We start from the raw sequence: 22,837 nt of genomic DNA on the forward strand, positions 1-22,837 counted from the left end.
GAAGCGAAGGATGTTTCACGGGAAGAAAACCCTCTCAGTCACGGCTGACGCCGTGCCAGCTCTCCCGAAGGGCGAGCTTTATGAGTGCAAACCATCAGATGCAAAAGAGCTCCCCCTTTCGGGGGAGCTGGCGAGCGAAGCGAGACTGAGAGGGTTTATCAATCGATCGTCGTTTTTGTCCGTCCCACGCCGATGACGGCGGTGCTGATCTTTTTCCAGCTGTTGCAGCCGCACACACCGTCCACACGCAGGCTCGTGCGCCGCTGGAAGCCTTTCAGCGCTTCCTCCGTCCGGGCACCAAAGATGCCGTCGATGCGGCTCCCGGTCTGGTAGCCCAGCGTGGAAAGCGCGTCCTGCAGAATCATCACATAGCAGCCGCGGCTTCCGCGCCGCAGGGTGGGGTAGCCTGCTGTGGTGCCGCTGCAGGCGGGCGTGCCGTAGCGGCGGTCCATGTGCACCCATGTGGGGGTCTGGCTCAGCGGCTCCACATAGCCCCATGCCCCGGTGCCCCGGGCTGCGTTGTAGATGGCCGTGCGGGCGGTCTGGGTCAGGCTTTGGCCCACGTCAAAGGATACGCCCGCGTAGTGCTGGCTGCGGGTGCCGTGGCCGCCCTCCCAGATGCGGCGGAAGGCATACCCCACCGGGATGCCCTTGCCGTACTTGCGGCGGGTCAGGTTCCACGCTTCCATGGCCGCAATGGTGGTCCACAGGGTGGGGCTGGCGGATTTTCCACGGAATTCCCGCACCCGCAGGGTGGTGCCGGTGCTGTAGGGCATGGGGTCGTTCTCGTTCAGGTTTGCATAGGTGTATACCTTGTTCTCGTAGGCATCGTAGATCAGAAGTCGTGCCATCGCTCATTCCTCCTTGCTGCAGTGTGGGCAGCTCTGGGCCTGCAGCGCGGCCCATGTTCCACGGTCCACGGTGCCGGTCACCAGCAGCCCAGCCCGCTGTTGTGCCAGCCGGACGGCGGCAGTCTCTTCCGGGCCGAAGCAGCGGTTCTCGGTCACATAGCCCTCGGTGCAGTACAGGCAGGAACGTCCGTTCAGCCATGTCTCCACCTGCGCCACGTCCGGCCCCACGCTGCCCGCGCCGATGGCCCGGCCCGGGTAGACCGGGCCATGCCCGATGCTGCGGTCGGGGTTGGGCATTTCGGCGGCGAGCTGCAGGCTCAGCGCTTCCACAGCTGTCCATGTGTCGGCATCCGCAATGCCGGTCTCGGGCAGGCCCAGCAGCTCCTGTGCGCTGCGGGTGGCGACGGCAGTCTCGTCGGTGTACTGGTCGGAGAGGGGCGGCTTCTCCACACTGGTAAAGTAGTAGGCAATGCGCTGCAAAAGCAGGCTGTAGTACAGCACTGCACTGCCGGAAGACCCCACTGTGAGCGGGGCACCGGGGTAGGGCAGGCGTTTCAGGGTGACCACCGGCCCGGATGTCCGCAGAGTGGACGCCTTGTCGTACAGGCTGTTCCATGTGGTACGTCCCACGATGCCATCTACAGTCAGCCCCGCAAAGCGCTGGTAGGCCCGCACGGCAGCTTCGGTGGAAGCACCGAACTGTCCGTCGATGCCAATGGCCGGGATGCTGCTCTCGTAGGCGCTCATGAGGTAGAGGTAGAACTGCAGCTCCCGCACCGCTGTGCCGGAAGAGCCTTTGCGCAGCACGCCCGGGTACTCGCCGGGGCGCAGGCTGGACGACAGCAGCTTATTGGCGATGTCGTTGTACACCTCGTATAGCTTGTTCCATGTCGTGCGGCCCACCACACCGTCGCTGGTCAGGCCAAAGTAGGTCTGGAACCGCTTGACTGCCGCTGTGGTGGCACTGCCGAACTTGCCGTCCACCGTGATGTTGTTCAGGTTCGAGTACACCGTGCGCGCGATCTTGAGCCAGAACTGCACCAGCCGCACATTCTGTCCGCTTGCACCCTCCCGCAGGGCGGTGCCGGGGTAGGCATTGGGGGTGCCGTTGTCGGACTGGATGCTGCGGAACTGGTCGTACAGCTCGGTCCATGTGTCACGGCCCACCACGCCGTCCACGGTCAGGCCGTATTTGCGCTGGAAGGCCCGCACCGTGTTGGCCGTTCCAGTGCCGTAAACGCCGTCCACTGTTAACGATGGGATGGAAGACTCATACTGTGCCAGCGTATTCAGCCAGAACTGCAGCTGTTCCACGGCGCTGCCGGTGGAGCCGGTGCGCAGTACGGTGCCGCCCCATGTGCCGTCCGAGAGAGTGCCGCTGGACACCTCGCCCTCGCTGGTCAGCTCCGCAAGATCCTTGACCGACACATAGATATAGCTGATCTTGTACCATGCCTGTCGTCCGACTACGCCGTCGGCGGTCAGGTTGAACTGCTTCTGGAACGCCCTGACCGTGGCGGCCATCTTGGCCCCGAACACGCCGTCCACAGTCAGCAGGCCGAGGAAGGGATAGTCCTTGGTGATGCGGTTCAGCTGGCGCTGCAGGGTGAACACCGCTGTGCCGCTGTCGCCCTGCCGGATGGGCGAACCGGGGTAGCTCTGGGGGATGGACTGGATGTTCGAGGTGCGGATGATCTCGATGTCGTTGCCGTAGTAATACTTCAGGATCTGCAAGGCGTTACGGCCCTGATTGGCCAGCGTCACGGTGCCCCACTGCTTGAGACCCGGGCAGGTGACCGATTTACCGTCGCAGTATTCAGAGTAGTAGGGGTTTACGGTGCCGGTCTTGCGGATATAGGTGTTGAAGATGTCGTCGGTGATGCGCACCATCACATCGAACACGGTGCGTCCGTGAACGTAATACTGGTCGTAGCTGGTGGAGTTGGTAATGTTGAAGGTGTAGCCCTTGCTGGGGTACCACTCGGTGTAGATGCGGTTGAGTGCCAGCGAGATCTGACAGTGGATGTTGGCCCGCAGGGCCTGCTCCGGCCAGGTAGGGTAGACTTCGCTGGATGCAACATTGGCGATATAATCCCGGAAGGAGACAGTCACATTGCGGGCGGATGCCGCAGGCTTGCCCAGATGCACCGTGATGTTTTTGGGAATGATGACTCTGTCCAGCACCCGGGGCACGCAGTTCTCCATGGGGTCCGGGCCGCTGCCGCCATCGCCGGTGAACAGTGAATGCTCCGGGATGACTATGGGCGGGTTTACCACGTCGCGATCCTCTTCGGTCTCGGGGATCATCTCCGGCTGGGCCAGTGTGACCTGCCCGGCAAAGATCTGCACACCCTGAATGCGCACGGTGCGGAAGCCTGCCTTTGCGGCAGTCAGGTCCACAACGGCATAGGGTCGGATGGTGTTGTCCTCCTGCAGGGACAGCGCACAGGAGGGGGCTTCAATGGAAAGGTCGGCAGCGGTGCCGGTCTCGTCGGTGATACGCTGAGCGGTAAAGCCGTTGCCGGACACGGTGACGAGAACACCCTCGATGGGCGAGGACTGACGGGCACCGAAAGCCTGAATGCGTAGAATGCCGGTGTTTTTCATAGGCGGATGCTCCTTTGCTGTAAAAGTGGTATCGCTTCTCTCACAGCGTATTCCGTCCGGCACCCGGGCGTGCATGGCAATGCACACCGCAAATAAAAAAGCCGCCCGAAGGCGGCAGGGGAGAAAAGTTTATTTGGCGCTGTCCTTGGCAAGGGCGGCGTCGATATTTTTTTGTAGAGCGGCAAGGTTTTCTTCCTTGTCGATGCCGCCAAGCAGGGGCTGCCCCACAACGTTGCCGTCCCGGTCAAAAACGTAAGTGGTGGGGAAGGCCATGATGTTCAGTGCAAACTTGCCGGCCTCACTGCCGGAGGCAAAGTAGATGTTGCGGTAGCTTGCGCCCGTTGTCTCCAGCAGTTTTTTGGCGGCATCAATGCCCTGCTGGTTGCCGTCCAGCGTCTCGGTGTTGATGCCGATGACCTCACCGCCCTGTGCCTTGACCTTCTCGTTCAGGGCGTTCAGGTCGTCCAACTCCTCCACGCAGGGCTTGCAGCCGTTGAACCAGAAATTCACCACCGTAAAGGCGTTGCCCGCAAACAGGCTGTTGTCCACCGGGTTGCCCTCTAAATCGCTGCCCTCAAACTTGGGGAAGGCGGTGCCCTGTGCGGCGGCACTGGAAGCGGCATCCTCTGCGGGGGCAAGAGCGGCGATCTGCTCCTCGATGGCACGAATCTTTTCGGCATCTGCGGTCAGGGTCTTGTACTCCTCGTCCGAGAACTGATCTTTGGCCTTTTCCACAGCGCTGAGCAGAAAATCGCCGTAGTTGGCGCTGATCGTGGTTTCGGTCACGTTTTTGTCCATGGATGAGAACACTTTCTCCCACAGAGCATCGTTTGCAGAAAGGATCTCGTTTTCCTCGGCCAGCAGCTGCTCCTCGGTTTTGCTTTCTGCTGCCGCAGAGGAAGCGGCAGAAGAGGATGCAGAAGATGCAGAAGATGCGCCCTGCCCGCAGGCGGCAAGGCTGAAAGCCAGCACAAGGCTGAGAAAAAGTGCGGCGATACGATGGATCTTCATGGTTTTACTCCTTTGTTGTTTCGGTATTTGATTGGTCCCCCAGCCCGAACTTGTATTGAATGGCGTCCGTGGGGCAGGCTTTCATGCACATCCCGCAGCGGATGCATTCGGCGTGGTTGGGGGTCTTGGTAATGTCTACGTCCATCTTGCAAGCCTTTGCACAGGCTCCGCAGGAGACGCATTTGTGGGTGTCTACGCGCATCTGGAACAGCGAGACCTTGTTCAGCAGCGCATAGAACGCGCCCAGCGGGCACAGCCACTTGCAGAAGGGGCGGTAGAATACCACGCTGCCCACGATGACCGCCAGCAGGATGCAGGCCTTCCATGTGAACAGCTTGCCCAGCGCAGCGCGGATGCCCGCATTGGTCAGGGAGAGGGGAATGGCACCCTCCAGCACGCCCTGCGGGCAGAGATACTTGCAGAAGAAGGGGTCGCCCATGCCCAGCTCATTGACCGCCAGCAAAGGCAGCAACACCACCATGACCAGCAGCACCGCATACTTTAAATAGCGCAGCGGCTTCAGCTTTTTGGTGGAAAGCTTGGGGGATGGGATCTTGTGCAAAAGCTCCTGAAACCACCCGAATGGGCAGAGGAAACCGCAGATGAACCGCCCCAGCAGCACCCCAAAGAGGATGAGGATGCCGGTAATGTAGTAGGAAAAGCGGAACTTGGAAGAGCCCACCACCGCCTGGAATGCTCCCACCGGACAGGCACCGGCCGCGCCCGGGCAGGAATAGCAGTTCAGCCCCGGCACGCAGACGTATTTTCCGCCGCCCTGATACAGCGCTCCTTTTGCAAAATTGGGTAGGTGGAGATTGGTCAGCAGGGTAGCCCCGGCTTGTATAAAGCCCCGGAAGCGGGCAAGGGGAGAAAGCTTTTTCTTTTTCTTATCCAATGCCCACACACTCCATACACAGCCGGATGGCTTTTGAAAATACGGTGTCTGCCTCGCCCCGCCATAAGCCGAACAGCAGCATCAGAACCCCGGCGGCAAGCAAAAGCAGCTGCGCCTGTTTTTTTGTCATGAACATCATAGCCTCCTGTTGTTTGATGGCATCAGTATACACCATGCGTGATAAAATCTCTGCTAAGAAAATCTTAACACGAATCTTAACACCGTCTGCTATAATCTGTTATAATGAAGAAAAAACGCAATTTTTATGGGAAAGGTGGAAAACAAAGATGCGCCTTTTGGTGGTAGAGGACGAGCACTCCCTGCGGGAGGATATTGCCCGAAAGCTGCGGCTGTCCGGATACGAGGTGGATGCCTGTGCAGACGGCGAGGCCGCGCTGGAGGCACTGGCAGCAGAGCGGTACGACCTTGTACTGCTGGACCTCAACCTGCCCAAGGTGGACGGAATGCAGGTGCTGCGCACCCTGCGCCGGCACGACCTTGAGACCTGTGTGCTGATCTTGTCGGCACGCAGTGAAATCGCAGATAAAGTGGAGGGGCTGGATGCCGGGGCGAACGATTACCTTTCCAAGCCCTTTCACCTTGCAGAGCTGGAAGCCCGGGTGCGCAGCCTGACCCGGCGCAAATTTATTCAGCAAGACGTCTGTCTGTGCTGCGGACGGCTGAGCTTCAACACCCGCAGCCGCGTTGCTGCTGTGGACGGTCAGACCCTTGCTTTGACGCGGAAGGAGAGCGGCGTACTGGAATATCTGCTGCTGCATCAGGGACGCCCGGTCAGTCAGGAAGAACTCATCGAGCACGTCTGGGATGGCAGTGTAGACAGCTTCAGCAACTCCATCCGGGTGCATATCTCTGCCCTGCGCAAAAAGCTGCGGGCGGCGCTGGGCTACGACCCCATCCGCAACCGCATCGGGGAAGGCTACGAGATCGGAGGCGAGGTACAATGAAACATTTGTCCCTGCAATGGCGCATCACCCTGCTGACCGCGCTGCTCATCGCCTGCGCCTGCGTGTGCATGAACCTGCTTTTATACCGCACCGGCGTTACCGGCATGGATGCCCTCAACGGCTTTATGATGCAGTACCAGCCCGGCAGTGCGGATCCGTTGACCATCGAGATCCCGCAGGAGGAAATGTCCAGTCTGCTGGCGCATTTTTCGCAGGAAGTCTACGATGCAAAGGTGGTCTTTGGCCGCAAGGGCTGGTGCATCACCGTCGTGGTCACCATCGTCAGCGCTGCCATTGCTTATTTTGTCAGCGGCAGAGCGCTGAAACCGTTACAGCAGCTTGCGCAGCAGGCGCAGCAGGTCGATCAGGACAGCATCGCCACCACCCGTCTGGACGAAAACACTGTGCAGGAATTCGGGCAGTTGAGCCGGTCGGTGAACCGGATGCTGGATGGTCTGGCGCAGTCCTTTGAGTTGCAGCGGCAGTTTGCGGGCAATGCCGCCCACGAGCTGCGCACCCCGCTGGCTATTTTGCAGACGAAGCTGGAACTGTTTGCAGAGGAGCACCCGGCCATGGACGCCGAAACTGCCGGGCTGATCCGCTCTCTGCGGGAGCAGCTGGACCGCCTGACCGCTCTTGTGCGCACTTTATTAGAGATGAGCAATCTGCAATCAGTCTCCCGCACCGACCAGATCGCCCTTGCGCCGCTGGTGGAGGAGATCCTGACCGACCTGACCCCCCTTGCCCAGAAAAACAATATCTCTTTGCAGCAGGACTGCGAGGAACTTGGCATGGTGGGCAGCGATGCGCTGATCTACCGGCTGGTGTTCAATCTGGTGGAAAACGGCATCAAGTATAACCGCCCCGGCGGTGCGGTGCGCGTCACCCTGCAACAGGAAAAGCAGACCGCTGTACTGCGCGTTGCAGATACCGGCCCGGGTATCCCCGCAGACTGCCGGGAGAGCATCTTCCAGCCCTTTTTCCGGGTGGATAAGTCCCGCAGCCGGGAGATGGGCGGCGTTGGGCTTGGCCTTGCCCTTGTGCGGGAGATCGCCGTGCTGCATGGCGGCAGTGTGACCGTGGAACGCAGCAGCGAAAACGGCACTACCTTTGCAGTCACCCTGCCGCTGGCACAGCTCTGCTGAAACTGGGCGGGACTTTATTTTTGGCACACGGGGGAGTATACTGGAAGCAGAAGACCCCGGAAAATAAGAAGGACAAAGGAGATACTGAAAATGCAGGCAACCATTCACAACGAATTTTTGATCTTGACCGTGGACACCCACGGTGCCGAAGCAGTCAGCCTGAAAAATGCGGCGGGGGAAGAGTTGCTCTGGCAGGCCGACCCGGCTGTGTGGAAGCGCCACGCTCCCATTCTGTTCCCGTGGACGGGCAAGCTGCCCGGCGGTACCTTTGAGGTGGACGGCAAAACGTACAAGGGCGGTCAGCACGGTTTTGCCCGCGACATGGAGCACACCCTGCTCAAGGCCGAGGGCGATACCATCCAGTTGGAGCTGCGCTCGGATGATGCCATCAAAGCCGAACGCTTCCCCTTCGACTTTGTGCTCACCAGCACCTTCCGTCTGGACGGCAAGACCGTGCACCATACACTGACGGTGCGCAACCCCGGCACCGAAGAGCTGCGCTTTGGCATCGGCTATCACCCGGCGTTCAACATCCCCTTTGATGCACAGCACACCACCACGGATTACGAGTTCCGGTTCGACCAGCCGGAAAGCCCGGTCATTCTGGATGCCCGTCCGAACGGCCTGCTGTCTGGCAAGTGCTATTATCAGTGGAAGAACCAGCAGGCCATCCAGCTGACGGATGATCTGTTCGCAAACGACAGCTTCTGCATGGCGGGCCTGCGCACCAAGACCATTGGCATCTATGAGAAGGGCACCGGCCGCAAGATCACCTGCAATGTGGAAGGCTACCCCTACGCGCTCATCTGGTCGGCCCCTGCAAAGCCGGTGCGGTTTGTGTGCATTGAGCCGTGGCACAGCCTGCCCGCCGCCGAGACTGACCCGCAGCAGTGGAGCCAGCGTGCCGCTGCCGCCTGCCTTGCCCCGGGTGAAAGCTGGGAGACCACGTTGAGCACCACATTTGAGCGGTAAAACTCCCTCAGTCTCGTTTCGCTCGCCAGCTCCCTCAGAGAGGGAGCCTGTCTGCGCGGTCAAGCCTTCCTCGTCGAGGAAGATGGCATCGCGCCAGCGATGACGGAAGGAGTTCTGCAAACAAGAAAAAGCTCCCGGAACATCGAAATGCTCCGGGAGCTTTTATGCTGTTATCAAAAGGAATACTTAGTACGCCACGCCCCAGTAGACCATGGTCTTGGCGGGCTTGCCGCAGCAGGGGCATACATCGCTCAGGTGTTCCTGCTCAAACGGCATGCAGCGGCTGGACAGGCCGACTTCTTCCTTCATCTTCATTTCGCAGGCAAGGTCGCCGCACCACATGGTCTTGATGTAGCCGGTGTTTGCCTTGGCCAGCTCCTTCACCTCGTCCATGGTGGTGGCAGCCCAGGTGCGCTTCTCGCGGTTGGCAAGAGCACGCTCGTACAGGTCCTTGCGCAGGGCCTCCAGCTGTGCGGGGATCGCAGTCTCCAGCTCGTCCAGAGAGACGAAGACTTTTTCGCGGGTATCGCGGCGCACCAGCACGCACTGATTCTTTTCCAGATCCTTGGGGCCGATCTCCAGACGCAGAGGCACGCCCTTCATCTCCCACTGGGAGAACTTCCAGCCCGGTGCATTGTCGCTGTCATCCAGCTTCACGCGGGCATACTTGCTGATCTTCTCGGCCAGCTCGGCAGCCTTCTCGGAAACACCGGGCTTGTGGGCTGCGATGGGCACTACGACCACCTGAATGGGGGCCACTGCCGGGGGCAGGATCAGGCCGTCGTCGTCGCCGTGGGTCATGATGATAGCGCCCACCAGACGGGTGGAAACGCCCCAGCTGGTCTGGAACGGATGATGCAGCTGGTTGTCGCGGCCGGTAAAGGTCACGTCATAAGCCTTGCTGAACTTATCGCCAAAGTAGTGGCTGGTGCCGCTCTGCAGGGCCTTGCCGTCCTTCATCATGGCCTCGATGGTATAGGTAGCCTCGGCACCGGCAAACTTTTCCTTGTCGGTCTTGCGGCCTTTCACCACGGGGATGGCCAGATCCTGCTCGCAGACATCTGCGTAGCAGTTCAGCTGCTGCTGGGTCTCAGCCTCAGCCTCGGCGGCAGTCTCGTGGATGGTGTGGCCTTCCTGCCACCAGAACTCGCGGCTGCGCAGGAAGGGGCGGGTGGTCTTTTCCCAGCGGACAACGCTGCACCACTGGTTGTACTTCATGGGAAGCTCACGGTAGCTGTGCAGCACGCGGGACCAGTGGTCGCAGAACATGGTCTCGCTGGTGGGACGCACGGCCAGACGCTCTTCCAGCTTGTCGGAACCGCCCATCGTGACCCACGCCACCTCCGGCGCGAAGCCATTGACCAGTTCGCCTTCCTTCTGCAGCAGGCTTTCCGGGATCAGCACGGGCATTGCCACGTTCTCATGGCCGGTGGCCTTGAAGCGGGCATCCATGTCCTTCTGGATCAGCTCCCAGATGGCCTGACCGTAGGGGCGCAGGATGATGAAACCCTTCACGCTGGAGTACTCCACCAGCTCTGCCTTCACGCAGATATCGGTGTACCACTGTGCGAAGTTCTCTTCCTGGCTGGTGATCGCCTGTACGAGCTTCTTTGAATCTTTTGCCATTTTTGCTTTTTCCTCCTAAGGCCGTGCGCCAAACGGCTTGCGTTCCGCACGAACCATATTAAAAGCCCCGTCCATGCAGTGCGGCCGGGTGCCGCACCAGAAGGCAGGGCTTTTTGACTGAATCAGTTCTGCGCGTGGCTGTCCACAAAGTTTACCACATCGCCCACGGTGCGCAGGGACTCGATGGCATCGTCCGGCACCTCAATGCCAAACTCATCCTCCAGCGTCATCACCATATCCACGATATCCAGACTGTCGGCCTCAAAATCGCTCATGATGTCACTGTCCATCGTGATCTTTGCCGGGTCAACATCCAGCTGCTCCGCCAGCAATGCACGGATTTTTTCAAAAGTATCCATTCCTGTGGTCTCCTTTTTGCAGTTGTTTTGCCTGTCCTGTACACCGGTGCCGTGCGTGCGGCTGCCGTGACGGATGCACCCGCAGATGCTGCGCGGCCCCGGACTGTACAAAACTCTCTCTTTTTTTATATCCCATGCCATGCGTATTGTCAAGCCCTGTTTTCCATTCTGACAGATTCCTTTGCGAAAAATTGCCGGAAAGGTGCATTTTCGCTTGACAGGAGCGCCCCGGTTTCTTATCATTATAGAGTAGCGAGTTTATAGGGACTGACCACAAGTCCCATGAAGGAGTTTTGAGCATGAAGCTTTCATTTACCAAAATGCAGGGCTGCGCTAACGATTATATCTATCTGGACTGCCGCAAAAGCGGTGTGCCGGAGAACATTGCAGCCCTTTCCGAAAAATTGTCCCGGCGGCATTTTTCCATTGGTGCGGACGGCATCATCTGCATCTGCGCTGCGCAGACAGCGGGTGCGGACGGCATGATGCGCATTTTCAACGCCGACGGCAGTGAGGGCAGGATGTGCGGCAACGGCATCCGCTGCGTGGCTGAATGGCTGTACACCCACGGCATTGCCAAAGAGACCCTTGCCATTGATACCCTCAGCGGCCTGAAGACCGTCACCCACAAGGGTGCTGGCCTGTGGCAGGTGGAGATGGGCGCTTACAGTGCCATGCCTGCCAGCCTGCCTGCTGTGAACATGGGCGAAGAACCGCTTGTGGACAAAGAACTGACCGCGGACGGCAAAACGTGGCATGTGACCTGCATCAGTGTGGGCAACCCCCACTGTGTGACCGTGGTGGAGGATGTGGACAGCCTGAAGCTGGAAGAGATCGGTCCGGCCTTTGAGCACCACGCAAACTTCCCGGAGCGCATCAACACCGAGTTCGTGCAGGTGGTGGATGCCACCCACCTGAAGATGCGGGTGTGGGAGCGCGGCAGCGGCGAGACATGGGCCTGCGGCACCGGCACCTGCGCCACCGTGGCGGCTCTGACCGAGCTTGGCATCTGCCCGGCAGGCGAGGACATCCATGTGCAGCTGCGCGGCGGTGTGCTGACCATCCGGGTGTTGCCCGGCAGACAGCTGCTGATGACCGGCGCCGCCGAGACCGTGTGCGAGGGCACGACAGAAGTGTAAGGAAAACGAAAACCCTCTCAGTCGCCTGACGGCGACAGCTCTCCCGAAGGGCGAGCTTTTCCACATCAAGAGGAAAAGTTTTTCTTCACAACAAAAAAGCTCCCCCACTCGGGGGAGCTGGCATCGAGCGGACGCGAGATGACTGAGAGGGTCATACCAAAACAGAAGCGAGGGAAAGTACTATGAAGATGAACAAACACTATAACGAGCTGAAGGCAAGCTACCTGTTTGTGGACATTGCCCACAAGGTGGCCGCTTATCAGGAGGCACACCCGGAGAAGGAGATCATCCGTCTGGGCATTGGCGATGTGACCCAGCCGCTGGCAAAGTGTGTGGTCAAGGCCATGCACGATGCAGCCGATGAGATGGGCACCAAGGAAGGCTTCCACGGCTATGGCCCGGAGCAGGGCTACCCCTTCCTCAAGCAGGCCATTCAGGGCTACTACGCAGGCCGCGGCACCCAGCTGGCAGAGGATGAAATTTTCATCTCTGATGGTGCAAAGAGCGATCTGGCCAACGTACTGGGCCTGTTCGATGTGGACAACACCGTGCTGGTGCCGGACCCCGTTTATCCCACCTACGTGGACGATAACGTGACCGATGGCCGCAAGATCATCTACAGCCGCACCAGTCAGGAGAACGGCTTCCTGGGAATGCCGGATGAGAATGTGAAGGCTGACATCATCTATATCTGCAGCCCCAATAACCCCACCGGTGCCGCCTACACCCGCGACCAGCTCAAGGCATGGGTGGACTACGCCAAGAAGAACAATGCCATCATCCTGTACGATGCTGCATACGAGTGCTTCATCTCCGACGAGAACCTCGCCCGCAGCATCTTCGAGATCGAGGGTGCACGGGAGTGTGCCATTGAGATCTGCTCTTTCTCCAAGATCGCAGGCTTCACCGGCACCCGCTGCGGCTACACTGTGGTGCCCAAGGAGCTGGAGCGCGAGGGAATGAACATCAATAAGCTGTGGCTGCGCCGCCAGACCACCAAGTTCAACGGTGTGCCTTACGTGGTGCAGCGCGCTGCAGCTGCGGTGTTCACCGAGAGCGGCATGGCCGAGATCCAGCAGAATTTGGACTACTACCGCAAGAATGCCAAGGTCATCGCGGACGCACTGGATGAGTGCGGCGTGTGGTACTGCGGCGGCAAGAACAGCCCCTACATCTGGCTGCGCTGCCCCGGTAACATGAAGAGTTGGGAGTTCTTCGACTGGCTGCTGGAAAACTGCGGCGTGGTCGGTACCCCGGGCGTGGGCTTCGGCGAGTGCGGCGAGGGCTACTTCCGCCTGACCGCTTTCGGTGACGCCGAAAAGACCAAGATGGCCGCCGAGCGCATCAAGACCGCCATCAAGGCACTGTAAAACCTAAAAAATGCACCTGCTGTCCGGTTTGGACGGCGGGTGTATTTTTTTGCGCATTCTCTTGACAAATCCGTATTTGCTGTATATACTGTGCATATACAGACAAAACACAAGAGCCAAAGGAGCAGCCGATGGAACTGTTTATCAACAACAAAAGCGGCGCGCCTATCTATGACCAGATCTACAACCAGATCAAGCAGCAGATCATCAGCGGGGCTTTGCAGCCGGACGAGGCCATGCCCTCCATCCGGGGGCTGGCACGGGATCTGCGCATCAGCGTCATTACCACAAAGCGTGCCTACGATGAACTGGAAAAAGAGGGCTTCCTTTACGCAGTACCGGCAAAGGGCTTTTTTGTAGCCCCTAAAAACACCGAGCTGCTGCGGGAAGAGAACCTGAAAAAAATTGAAGCGCACCTTACCGAAGCTGTGAAGCTGTCCGCATCCTGCGGGCTGAGCAGGGAAGAGCTGCGGGAGATGCTGGAACTGCTGTGGGAGGGCTGAACATGAACGCACTGGAACTGCGGGGACTTACAAAGCACTATAAGGACTTTACCCTCGGACCGCTGGATCTGACACTGCCCGGCGGCACCATCTGCGGCCTGATCGGTGAAAACGGCGCAGGCAAAAGCACCACCATCAAATTGATTCTGGACATGGTGCAGCGGGACGGCGGCACCGTGACGATTCTTGGCAGGGACAGCCGCACCGACCTTGTACACACCAAGGAAGAAATCGGTGTGGTGCTGGGCAGTGATGGCATTCCCCTGTGCCTGAACGCTGTGGAGGTGGGCAAGGTGATGGCGGGCATCTACCGCAACTGGGACGCTGGTGACTACACGGCGTTTTGCCGGAAATTTGACCTGCCGCCGGACAAAAAGTATAAGGATTACTCCGCTGGAATGCAGAGGAAGCTGTGCATTGCGGTGGCGCTTTCCCACCACCCGAAGCTGCTGCTGCTGGATGAAGCCACCAATGGGCTGGACCCGGTGGTGCGGGACGAGGTGACAGACATGCTGCTGGATTTTGCCCGGGATGAGGAACACTCCATCCTTATCTCCTCCCACATCGTCAGCGACTTGGAAAAGCTGTGCGATACCATCGCCTTCCTGCACAAGGGCAGACTGCTGCTGTGCGAAGAAAAAGATGCTCTGCGGGAAGAATATGCCTTGTGGCACGGCACGGTGGCGCAGCTGGCGGCACTGGATGTACGGGTGTACGGCAAGCGGGTCACCCCCTACGGGGCAGAGGCGCTTGTGCGCCGGGACGCCCTGCCTGCCGGGGCAGAGCTTACCCCGGTGAGCATTGAGGAATTGTTTGTACTGATGGTGAAAGGGGAGTGTGCAGAATGAAAGGCTTGCTGCTAAAGGATGCTTATCAGATATGGCACTATGCCAAAGGTGTCATTGTGGCCGCCGTGGTCATGATGGGCGCAGGCGTGGTTACCATCATGAATGGGGCCAATTTCTTTATTGTATATGCGGGCTTTCTGATGGGCATGATGCCCATGACCCTGCTGGCCTATGATCAGGCCAGCAAATTCAGCGAATACAGTGCCGCGCTTCCGGTCACAAAAGAGCAGCTGGTGGGCAGCAAATACATCGTTGGTCTGTGCGGGCTGGTGCTGGCGGAACTCTTCGCCGCCGCAGCCCTTGGCGTGGCAAGCCTGCACTGGACAGCTGTGGACCATGCGCTTGTGGTTTCCACGCTGGTGCAGGTAGGCATGACAACGCTGCTGAACAGTGCCGTTCTGCTGCCGTTGAATTACCGTTTTGGCTACGAAAAGGCAAAATATGCGTTTTATCTTATGGTCGGCCTGGTTGCGGCTCTGATGGGGTTTGGCATGTACGCCAATGAGGACGGCCTGGCCCGGAACCTTCTGCCGCAGGGCGTTCCGCCACTGGCTCTGCTGGGCATTGTACTGATCGTTCTGGGGCTGTACTCCCTCTCTTGGCGGCTGTCCGTTGCATGGTACGGAAAGGCGGAGCAGTAAAATGAAGAAAAGTCAAATCGCGGGTATCCTGTTCGGCGTTGCCATGGGCGTTTTGTTCAGCGTGACACTTGGAACGGTCGGTTTTGTGCTGGGCGCCAGCTTTGCAATTCTGGGCATGGTGATGTTCAAAGGATTGGATGACCCACAGGATAAAAAGTAAGTTGTAAAAAATGCGCCGCCCCTGCCGGGAAATCTTCTCCGGCAAGGGCGGCGCTGTATTTATTTTTCGGGCTTTTCGGCGTTTTTCTGTGCGGCTTCCAGCTCCTCCACCCGCTTTTGCAGAGCGGTGATCTTGTCGTCCATTTTCAGGAACGTCCACACCAGAACAGCCAGCACCACCGCAGGCGGAACCACCATCCACAGAGACTGCTGACACCAGAGCAGAAGCGAATAGCCGCCGAACACGGTAAAGAGGAACACGGCAAACAGGCTTGCAGCCAGTACAGCAAAAAATCCCATATAAATGCCCTCTCTCGGCTTATTCCTCGGTCTCGTCCTCTTCGTCCGGGTCCAGCTCGATGCTGAACACGGCTTTCTTCAGTTTGCCGCAGCCCTGCGCCTTCAGGCCGGATTTATAGGGCTCTCCGGCCAGATACAGGGCAAACCGCCCCTCGCACAGCATTCCGGCAATGCTGGTGCCTGCGGTACCCACGGTGGTGTCGGTGGCTTCGTCGGTGGGCTTTGTCGGAGTCAGCTCTGCAAGGCTCACCTCAAACAGCTCGCTGCCGTCCAGATCGGTCTCCAGCGTGATGTGGTTGTCGTGGCGCTGGAACAGCGCTTTATCGGAAGTCAGCGGTGTGACGGTGCTCACAGTGACCACAGCCTTTTCGCCGTCGATGCGGGTGCGTCCGGCGGGCAGGGTGGTGATGTCCCGCGCCATGATATACTCAATGACGGTGTCGAGGTTGTCGCTCACGCCCAGATAGTTGGGCAGGTTGTTCAGGGTATCATAGATCATAGAAGAACTCCTTTATCGTGCAAAACAAGGTTCACCGCCTGCATATAGCACAGACGGTGAACCGGAATTTTAAATTTTATTCTGCGTCCTTCGGGTCGGTCATCAGCTCTTTGATGCTGGGCACCACGCCGCCCAGATTCTGAAGCTCCGAAGGAATGATGATCTTGGTTGCCTTGCCGTTGGCCACCTTGGCCAGAGCTTCCAGACTGCGGATGGCCAGAACCTTATCGCTGGGCATGGCCTCGTTCAACAGGCGGATGGCGTCGGCGTTGGCCTTCTGCACGGCCAGAATGGCCTGTGCTTCGCCCTCGGCTTCCAGAATGCGCTGCTGCTTCACAGCATCCGCGCGCAGGATGGCGGCTTCCTTTTCGCCCTCAGCGGCGGTAATGGCGGCCTGCTTTTCACCGTCGGCTTTCAGGATGACGGCGCGCTTCTCGCGCTCAGCCTTCATCTGTTTCTCCATGGCTTCCTGAATTTCACGCGGCGGGATGATGTTCTTCACCTCCACGCGGTTCACCTTGATGCCCCACTTGTCGGTGGCTTCGTCCAGGATGGCGGTGATCTTGCCGTTGATGACATCGCGGCTGGTCAGGGTGTGGTCCAGCTCCATTTCGCCGATGATGTTGCGCAGGGTGGTGGCGGACAGGCTTTCGATTGCCGCAATGGGCTGGTTGACACCGTAGGTGTAGAGCTTGGCATCCATCACCTGAAAGAACACCACGGTATCGATTTGCATGGTAACGTTATCGCGGGTGATGACCGGCTGAGGGGGAAAGTCTGCCACCTGCTCCTTCAGGCTCACCTTTTTGGCGATGCGCTCGATGAAGGGAATCTTAATGTGCAGGCCTGCCGACCATGTGTCGGAGTAGCTGCCCAGCCGCTCAACGACATACACCTTGGACTGGGGCACGATGACGATATTGGTGATGATCACCAGCAGGACGACAAAGACCAGCGCGAGGATCAGAAAAAACATGACCATAGTGGTTCTCCTTTTTCAGATGGGTGCAACGTTTCAGCGCAGAACGCAGATCACGCTCTGCGGCTTTCGGTCAATACGGGCTCCACGATGAGCAGGGTGCTGTGCAGTTCGGTCACACGGCAGCGCTGCCCGGGGGTGAGAATGTCGCCGGGAGTGGCGCAGCGGGCATTCCAGTCCACGCCGTCCAGTCGCACACGGCCCGGCAGGTCGGCGGTGACGGTGGTCAGCACGGTGGCCTCCCGGCCAAGGTTTCGGTCGCCATTGGTGGGGGTGATTTTCTGGCGCAGTTTTGCAGCCAGCGGCCGGAACGCCAGCAGGCACAGAATGCTTACCACGATGAACACCAGGGCCTGCGCCCGGAACGAATCCGTGAACAGGCAGGTGAGCAGGGCGGCAGCTGCGCCGACGGCGAACCAGACGGAGGTCATGCTGAAGGTGGAAGCCTCCAACAGCAAAAAGCCCACCACGGCAGCCAGCCAGAGAAATGGAACAGAATTCATGGTTCTCCCTCCTTATGCCCCTATTATAGAGTATCCCCCGGGTGGAAGGTCAAGCGTTTTTTGCTGGAACGTTGCGCAGAAAACGAAATAAAGAACAAAATAAATGAAAAGCAGTGCAAGATGTAGTTTGCGGATACGGCCCTTTGTGTGAAAATGCAACAACGGGCGGCCCGCAGGCTGCCCGTTGTTGCGAAAATAAAAGATAAAAATTCCTCTGAATGTGCCCAGAGCGAACGCGGCGGGCATTCAAATCGTTTTTACTGGATATCGTAATAGCTGTGGTTCGGGTTATGCCCGTTCTCCTCCACCACGATGGTAAAGCCCATGGGGTTCACCTCCGTGTGCTTGCCGGAAGCCAGCGGCTCCACGATGATGTGCTCCGAGCGGTTCACGATGACCTCGGCGGTTTCCGCTTCGCCTACGCGCTGGTAGTGCAGGATGCCGTCCTGCGCCCGGAGCACCCGCAGCTCACCGGTGCGGAAGGCCTCGCAGGTGTGGCGCAGCTGCGCCAGCTGAGCAAGCACCGGCTTCAGGCGCTTTTCGTGGCTGTCCCAGCAGAAGAAGGCACGGTTGAAGGGGTCGCGGTAGCCCTGCATCCCGATCTCGTCACCGTAGTACAGGCAGGGCACGCCGGGCAGTGTGTAGATGATGGCATAGGCCATGCGCAGGCGCAGCATCCCCTCCTCGTAGGCTTCGCCGGTCACACAGCGGCCGCTCTGCCACTCGCGGCCACGGCCGTTGGCGGGCTCGTCCGCGATCACGGTGAGGGCGCGTTCGGTGTCGTGGGTGGAGAGAAAGTTCAGCGCAGTGTCCATGGCAGGGGCGGGGTAGTGCTCACAGATGGACAGAATTTCGCCCATGGCCTGCTCGGCGGGCTTACCCTTTACAAAGTCCAGCACAGCGTTCTTGAAGGGGTAATTCATCACGCTGTCCAGCCCCTTGCCCAGCAGATAGGTGCGGCGCTGGCCAAAGCCGTATTTGGTGGTGGCATCCTCCCACACCTCGCCCAGCAGGAATTTCTCCGGGCTGACCCGCTTGACAGCGGCGCGAATCTTTTCAATAAAGTCGTCCGGCAGCTCGTCGGCCACATCCAGACGGAAGCCTGCGGCACCGCGCCGCAGCCATGTGTCAATGACACCGCCCTCGCCGGTGATGAACTCCACATAGGAGGGGGTCTCTTCGTTCACCTCGGGCAGGGTCTCGAAGCCCCACCAGCTGCGGTAGCCGCCCTTATACTTGGGGTCAAAATCGTACCAGCTGCGGTAGGGGGAGTTGGGGTCGCGGTAAGCACCGCCGTCACCATAGCGGCCTTCGCGGTTGAAATAGCGGCTGTCGGAACCGGTGTGGCTGAACACACCGTCCAGCACGATGCCAATGCCGTACTTAGCGGCCTCGCGGCAGAGCACCTCGAACTCCTCGTTGGTGCCCAGCAGCGGGTCTACGTTGAGATAGTCGGCGGTGTTGTAGCGGTGGTTGGAGTGCGCCTCAAAGATGGGGTTGAGGTAAAGGTAATCCACCCCCATCTCCCGCAGATAGGGCAGCTTGATGCGGATGCCTTCCAAGTCGCCGCCGAAATAGTCCTCGTTCAGATGGCCGCCGGTCTCGTTGGGCTGCCAGAAGGGTTCGGCGTGTTTGTCGGCCTGATACAGCCGGTCCGGGAAAGGCATGGGCTTGTTCTCAATGCCCTCGCAGAACCGGTCCGGGAAGATCTGATAGAACACCTTGCCCTTGATGCACTCCGGGGTCTGGAAACCGGCATCGTAGACGGTGATTTGCCACTTTTCGCCTTCCTGCCAGCTGACAACGCCGCAGTTGTCCGGCCCGCGGTAGATGCGGCGGAAGTCGGTGTAGAGGTCGAAGTAGTAGAAGTACAGGCCCGGGTCGTTCAGCGGCAGCTCCACGGAAAAGTGGTTCTGCTGGGGGGTCTGGCCGTCGAACTTCATGCGGTAGTGCACCGGCACGTCATATTTTCCCTCCTTCTGGAGCACCAGATGAGGATCGACATAGCCCAGCTCTTCCGGGATGCAAAGGGTCAGGCGTACGGTCTGACCGGCCCGCAGTGCGCCAAAGGGCTGCTTGAAATAGGGGTCGTAGCTATTGAACAGACAAGACAAAGCAGGGTCGTCCTTTCTCAAAAAAGCCCCGGCGGGCCAAACGCCGCCGGGGCAGATGGATTTTTTAAGGGAAAATTACTTGCCCATGGGCACCGGGGAAGCGTACCAGATGTCGCGTGCGTAGTCCAGCACGGCGCGGTCGGCGCTGAAGATGCCGCTGTTGGCGGTGTTCTTCAGGCTCATCTGTGCCCACTTCTCACGGTCGCCATACAGCTTCTGCAGGTCGGCCTGTGCACGGCGGTAATCCTTGAAGTCGGCCATGACCATGTACGGGTCGCTGGTGCGCAGGTTCTCGGTCACTTCGTGGAAGTTCTCGCCGTTCCAGCCGCGCTCCAGGAAGTTCAGGGTGTAGTTGGCCACGTCGTCGCCCGTGATAAAGGCGTTGGGGTGGTAGCCCACCTGCTTGAGGTTGTTCACCTCGGGGGTCAGCATACCGAAGATCAGCTCGTTCTCCTTGCCGGCAGCGTCTGCGATCTCCACGTTTGCGCCGTCCAGAGTGCCCAGAGTGATAGCGCCGTTCAGCATGAACTTCATGTTGCCGGTACCGGAAGCCTCGGTGCCTGCCAGAGAGATCTGCTCAGAGACCTCGGCAGCGGGCATCAGGTGCTCGCTCAGAGAGACGCAGTACTCTTCCAGATAGACCACGCGCAGCTTGTCGCGCACAGCGGGGTCATTGTTGATGAGGTCGCCCAGCTTGCAGATCATGCGGATCATCTGCTTTGCCATGTAGTAGCCGGGAGCAGCCTTTGCACCGAAGATATAGGTTTTGGGGATGAAGTCGGCGTTGGGGTTCTCCTTCAGGTACAGGTACTGAGCAGCGATGTTCAGCGCGTTCAGGTGCTGGCGCTTATACTCGTGCATACGCTTGACCTGACAGTCAAAGATGGAGTTCGGGTCGATGACCTGACCGGTGCTCTTGGACAGATAGTTGGCAAAGTTCTTCTTGTTTTCCAGCTTGATGGCGTTCAGCTGCTTGAGAACGGTCTTGTCGTTCTCAAACTTGTTCAGCTTGGACAGATCGGAAGCATCATGCTTGTAGCCGTCGCCGATGGTCTCGTCCAGCAGCTTGCACAGGCCGGGGTTAGAGGCCAGCAGCCAGCGGCGGTAAGCGATGCCGTTGGTCACGTTCTTGAAGGCCTGCGGCTTGAACAGGTAGTAATCGTGGAAGACGCTGTCCTTGATGATCTGGCTGTGCAGCTTGGACACGCCGTTGATGCTGTTGGCGGTGTAGGCGCAGATGTTTGCCATGCGCACCTGATTGTCGCCGATCAGTGCCATATAGTCGATCTTGCCCTTGTCGCCGGGGAAGACCTTCTCCAGCTCTGCGCGGGCGCGGCGGTCCATCTCCACCACGATCTGGTAGATGCGGGGCAGGGTCATCTTGAAGATATCCACGTTCCACTTTTCCAGAGCCTCAGCCATGACGGTGTGGTTGGTGTAGGAGAAGACCTTCTGGCAGATGTCGAATGCCTTGTCCCAGCCAAAGCCGCACTCATCCAGCAGAATGCGCATCATCTCGGGGATGGCGAGGGTGGGGTGGGTGTCGTTCAGCTGGATGGCCACCTTGTCGGGCAGGTTCTCGAGGGTCGCATAGCTGGACAGGTGGTTCTGGACGATATCGCCGATGGATGCGGCAGACAGGAAGTACTGCTGGCGCAGGCGCAGGATCTTGCCCTCAACATGGTTATCGTTGGGGTACAGCACCTTGGAGATCAGCTCTGCATTGGCGTTCTTGCTCATTGCAGTGTTGTAGTTGCCCAGAGAGAAGCTGGACATATCAAAGTCCGGGGCCTTTGCCTGCCACAGGCGCAGCTTTGCAACGCCCTTGCCGTCGTAGCCCTGCACATACATATCAGAGGGAACAGCCATGACGCTGTTGTAGTTGGTGTGCTGGATATAGTGGAAGCCGTTGTCCCAGTTCTCGTGGATCTCGCCGTCAAAGCGCACTTCCACAGCCTGATCGGGGTGGCTCTTCAGCCAGACCTGACCGCCGGGCAGCCAGTTGTCGGCACGCTCCTGCTGCCAGCCGTCCACGATCTTCTGCTTGAAGATGCCGTACTCGTACAGGATGGAGTAGCCGGTGCCGCAGATGCCGGTGGTGGCCATGCCGTCCAGATAGCAGGCAGCCAGACGGCCCAGACCGCCGTTGCCCAGACCTGCATCCGGCTCTTCCTCAAAGATGCTGTCAATGTTGATATCAGCGTCGGACAGGGCCTTTTTTGCCACCTCGTCCAGACCCAGGTTCAGCAGGCTGGTCTTCAGGCTGCGGCCCATCAGGAACTCCATGCACAGGTAATACACCTGCTTGGTGCCGGTGCCAATGGCCTTGGACTGGAACTTCTTGTGGTTCTCACTCATCATCTGGCGGCAGATCAGAGCCAGAGAGCGGTAGATCTGCTGGTTGGAAGCAACGCTCAGCTCCACGCCGTACTCGCTGGTGAGCTTGTCCTGAAGAAGTTTACCGAATTCTTTCGATGTCATAAAGGTACTCCTATCCGCATAAGTTTTCAGCTTTGCTAAAATAATTGAAATAATTGGCGCCTGCAGGCACTTTCCCTCACTTGCTCTGCCGCCAACATAACAAAGATATTATAATATGGCAGAATGACAAATGCAAGGAATCAGGGGATTTTTTCCGTAACTGACATTTTTTTATTGAACTTTCTGATAAATATGCCAAAATTTCAAAAAATACACTTTTTCTTGATGCTTATTTATATTATAATAGGGAGAGAAAGCTGTGTTCCGAAACATTTTCGGGGACAAACTCCGGGAGAAATGTGCCGGGTAACTCGCCCGGCGGGTGACAAGACACAAAAACGGTACCGGGAACGGTACCGTTTCCCGGCAAAAATCAGAAGATCACTGCCCGCTGCGGGCAGAAAAGGATAAAAAGGGGAAACAGATATGGTCAACAAGGTACGGGTGAACATTGCAGGTACGCCGTATGCCATTGCTACGACGGACCCGGAAAAATATATTTTGTCGCTGGCGAAAAAGCTGGATGAAGACATCACCAAGCTTTTGGACGATAATGCGAATCTTTCGGTGACGAAGGCGGCGGTGTTCTGCGCCATGGATTATCTGGACGAATACCGCAAGAGCACCGGCAGTGCTGAGAATATGCGCAGCCAGATCCAGGATTACATTGCGGATGCTACCCGCGCAAAGCTGGCGGAAGATAAGGTCAAAGCAGAGAATGAGGTGCTGCGGCGGGAAGCTGCCGCCCTGCGCGAACAGCTAGAAAAAATGCGCAATAAGGAAGCCCGGCGCGAGGAGCGCGCCCAGCAGGCGGTACAGCAGTCTGCTGCCGAGGGCGAAGCGGACAAGGCGGAATAAGCCGTTTACAGG

General features: G+C 58.6%; 23 protein-coding genes. 10 read left to right on the forward strand and 13 right to left on the reverse strand.

Annotated elements, in window-relative coordinates:
• Nucleotides 1-158: 158 nt before the first annotated feature.
• From GKG34_RS00405 to GKG34_RS00425, 5 genes are all read right to left on the reverse strand, one after another.
• Complete coding sequence (locus tag GKG34_RS00405) at nt 159-851, reverse strand: peptidoglycan-binding domain-containing protein (RefSeq protein WP_118528088.1); 693 nt, start codon at nt 849-851, stop codon at nt 159-161.
• A gap of 3 nt (nt 852-854) precedes the next feature.
• The gene (locus tag GKG34_RS00410; RefSeq protein WP_005939876.1) at nt 855-3,458 is read right to left on the reverse strand and encodes a peptidoglycan-binding protein; all 2,604 of its coding nucleotides are present in this window, start codon (nt 3,456-3,458) and stop codon (nt 855-857) included.
• 129 nt (nt 3,459-3,587) lie between these two features.
• A complete protein-coding gene (locus tag GKG34_RS00415) occupies nt 3,588-4,469 on the reverse strand; it encodes a TlpA disulfide reductase family protein (RefSeq protein ID WP_005939879.1) in 882 nt (293 codons plus the stop codon).
• 4 nt (nt 4,470-4,473) lie between these two features.
• Nucleotides 4,474-5,364: a 4Fe-4S binding protein gene (locus tag GKG34_RS00420; RefSeq protein WP_005939881.1), complete on the reverse strand. Its 891-nt coding sequence runs from the start codon at nt 5,362-5,364 to the stop codon at nt 4,474-4,476.
• The gene (locus tag GKG34_RS00425; protein ID WP_337678835.1) at nt 5,357-5,500 is read right to left on the reverse strand and encodes a CD1871A family CXXC motif-containing protein; all 144 of its coding nucleotides are present in this window, start codon (nt 5,498-5,500) and stop codon (nt 5,357-5,359) included. Before GKG34_RS00425 ends, GKG34_RS00420 begins: the two co-directional genes overlap by 8 nt.
• Nucleotides 5,501-5,651: 151 nt before the next feature.
• Between GKG34_RS00425 and GKG34_RS00430 the strand changes: the two genes are divergently transcribed.
• The 3 genes from GKG34_RS00430 (at nt 5,652) to GKG34_RS00440 (ending at nt 8,446) form a co-directional block, all read left to right on the forward strand.
• Nucleotides 5,652-6,329: a response regulator transcription factor gene (locus GKG34_RS00430; protein WP_044953424.1), complete on the forward strand. Its 678-nt coding sequence runs from the start codon at nt 5,652-5,654 to the stop codon at nt 6,327-6,329.
• Nucleotides 6,326-7,474: a HAMP domain-containing sensor histidine kinase gene (locus GKG34_RS00435; protein ID WP_005939889.1), complete on the forward strand. Its 1,149-nt coding sequence runs from the start codon at nt 6,326-6,328 to the stop codon at nt 7,472-7,474. Before GKG34_RS00430 ends, GKG34_RS00435 begins: the two co-directional genes overlap by 4 nt.
• A 90-nt stretch (nt 7,475-7,564) precedes the next feature.
• Complete coding sequence (locus tag GKG34_RS00440) at nt 7,565-8,446, forward strand: aldose 1-epimerase family protein (RefSeq protein ID WP_154255346.1); 882 nt, start codon at nt 7,565-7,567, stop codon at nt 8,444-8,446.
• A gap of 186 nt (nt 8,447-8,632) precedes the next feature.
• On the opposite strand, the gene proS is transcribed toward GKG34_RS00440, so the two are convergent.
• Complete coding sequence (proS, locus tag GKG34_RS00445; RefSeq protein ID WP_005939895.1) at nt 8,633-10,072, reverse strand: proline--tRNA ligase; 1,440 nt, start codon at nt 10,070-10,072, stop codon at nt 8,633-8,635.
• Nucleotides 10,073-10,194: 122 nt separating this feature from the next.
• Entirely contained in the window at nt 10,195-10,431 is a 237-nt protein-coding gene (gene acpP, locus GKG34_RS00450; protein WP_044953468.1) for an acyl carrier protein, read from the reverse strand.
• Between the two features lie 299 nt (nt 10,432-10,730).
• On the opposite strand from acpP, the gene dapF reads away from it, so the two are divergent.
• The 6 genes from dapF to GKG34_RS15600 all read left to right on the forward strand — a co-directional run bounded on the left by dapF (nt 10,731) and on the right by GKG34_RS15600 (nt 15,092).
• A complete protein-coding gene (dapF, locus tag GKG34_RS00455) occupies nt 10,731-11,570 on the forward strand; it encodes a diaminopimelate epimerase (protein ID WP_097781960.1) in 840 nt (279 codons plus the stop codon).
• A gap of 182 nt (nt 11,571-11,752) precedes the next feature.
• Nucleotides 11,753-12,940 (forward strand): LL-diaminopimelate aminotransferase, encoded by a 1,188-nt coding sequence (locus GKG34_RS00460; protein ID WP_154255347.1) that lies wholly within the window; start codon nt 11,753-11,755, stop codon nt 12,938-12,940.
• 83 nt (nt 12,941-13,023) lie between these two features.
• A complete protein-coding gene (locus tag GKG34_RS00465) occupies nt 13,024-13,443 on the forward strand; it encodes a GntR family transcriptional regulator (protein ID WP_343214684.1) in 420 nt (139 codons plus the stop codon).
• A gap of 2 nt (nt 13,444-13,445) precedes the next feature.
• Nucleotides 13,446-14,291 (forward strand): ABC transporter ATP-binding protein, encoded by an 846-nt coding sequence (locus GKG34_RS00470; protein ID WP_154255348.1) that lies wholly within the window; start codon nt 13,446-13,448, stop codon nt 14,289-14,291.
• On the forward strand, nt 14,288-14,932 hold the full coding sequence (locus tag GKG34_RS00475; protein ID WP_154255349.1) for an ABC-2 transporter permease: 645 nt from the start codon (nt 14,288-14,290) through the stop codon (nt 14,930-14,932). The genes GKG34_RS00470 and GKG34_RS00475 overlap by 4 nt, the downstream gene beginning before the upstream one ends.
• 1 nt (nt 14,933) lies before the next feature.
• On the forward strand, nt 14,934-15,092 hold the full coding sequence (locus GKG34_RS15600) for a hypothetical protein (RefSeq protein WP_005939916.1): 159 nt from the start codon (nt 14,934-14,936) through the stop codon (nt 15,090-15,092).
• 59 nt (nt 15,093-15,151) lie between these two features.
• Here the strand turns inward: GKG34_RS15600 and GKG34_RS00480 are convergent, their stop codons facing one another.
• The 6 genes from GKG34_RS00480 to GKG34_RS00505 all read right to left on the reverse strand — a co-directional run bounded on the left by GKG34_RS00480 (nt 15,152) and on the right by GKG34_RS00505 (nt 21,967).
• Nucleotides 15,152-15,391 (reverse strand): hypothetical protein, encoded by a 240-nt coding sequence (locus GKG34_RS00480; RefSeq protein WP_154255350.1) that lies wholly within the window; start codon nt 15,389-15,391, stop codon nt 15,152-15,154.
• Between the two features lie 19 nt (nt 15,392-15,410).
• On the reverse strand, nt 15,411-15,890 hold the full coding sequence (locus GKG34_RS00485) for a YhcH/YjgK/YiaL family protein (protein WP_005939922.1): 480 nt from the start codon (nt 15,888-15,890) through the stop codon (nt 15,411-15,413).
• A gap of 76 nt (nt 15,891-15,966) precedes the next feature.
• Nucleotides 15,967-16,872 (reverse strand): SPFH domain-containing protein, encoded by a 906-nt coding sequence (locus tag GKG34_RS00490; RefSeq protein WP_005939926.1) that lies wholly within the window; start codon nt 16,870-16,872, stop codon nt 15,967-15,969.
• Nucleotides 16,873-16,922: 50 nt separating this feature from the next.
• Nucleotides 16,923-17,372, reverse strand: coding sequence for an NfeD family protein (locus tag GKG34_RS00495; RefSeq protein ID WP_154255351.1), 450 nt, complete (start codon nt 17,370-17,372; stop codon nt 16,923-16,925).
• Between the two features lie 257 nt (nt 17,373-17,629).
• Nucleotides 17,630-19,486, reverse strand: coding sequence for a glycoside hydrolase family 13 protein (locus GKG34_RS00500; protein WP_154255352.1), 1,857 nt, complete (start codon nt 19,484-19,486; stop codon nt 17,630-17,632).
• A 75-nt stretch (nt 19,487-19,561) separates the two neighbouring features.
• Nucleotides 19,562-21,967 (reverse strand): glycogen/starch/alpha-glucan phosphorylase, encoded by a 2,406-nt coding sequence (locus tag GKG34_RS00505; protein WP_154255353.1) that lies wholly within the window; start codon nt 21,965-21,967, stop codon nt 19,562-19,564.
• A 426-nt stretch (nt 21,968-22,393) separates the two neighbouring features.
• Here GKG34_RS00505 and GKG34_RS00510 point away from each other — a divergent pair, with 426 nt between their 5' ends.
• On the forward strand, nt 22,394-22,825 hold the full coding sequence (locus tag GKG34_RS00510) for a cell division protein ZapA (protein WP_120079461.1): 432 nt from the start codon (nt 22,394-22,396) through the stop codon (nt 22,823-22,825).
• Nucleotides 22,826-22,837: the final 12 nt, after the last annotated feature.

Origin of the sequence: Faecalibacterium sp. BIOML-A4, assembly GCF_009679665.1 — a bacterium.
In the GTDB taxonomy this organism is placed as follows: Bacteria; Bacillota; Clostridia; order Oscillospirales; family Ruminococcaceae; genus Faecalibacterium; species Faecalibacterium taiwanense.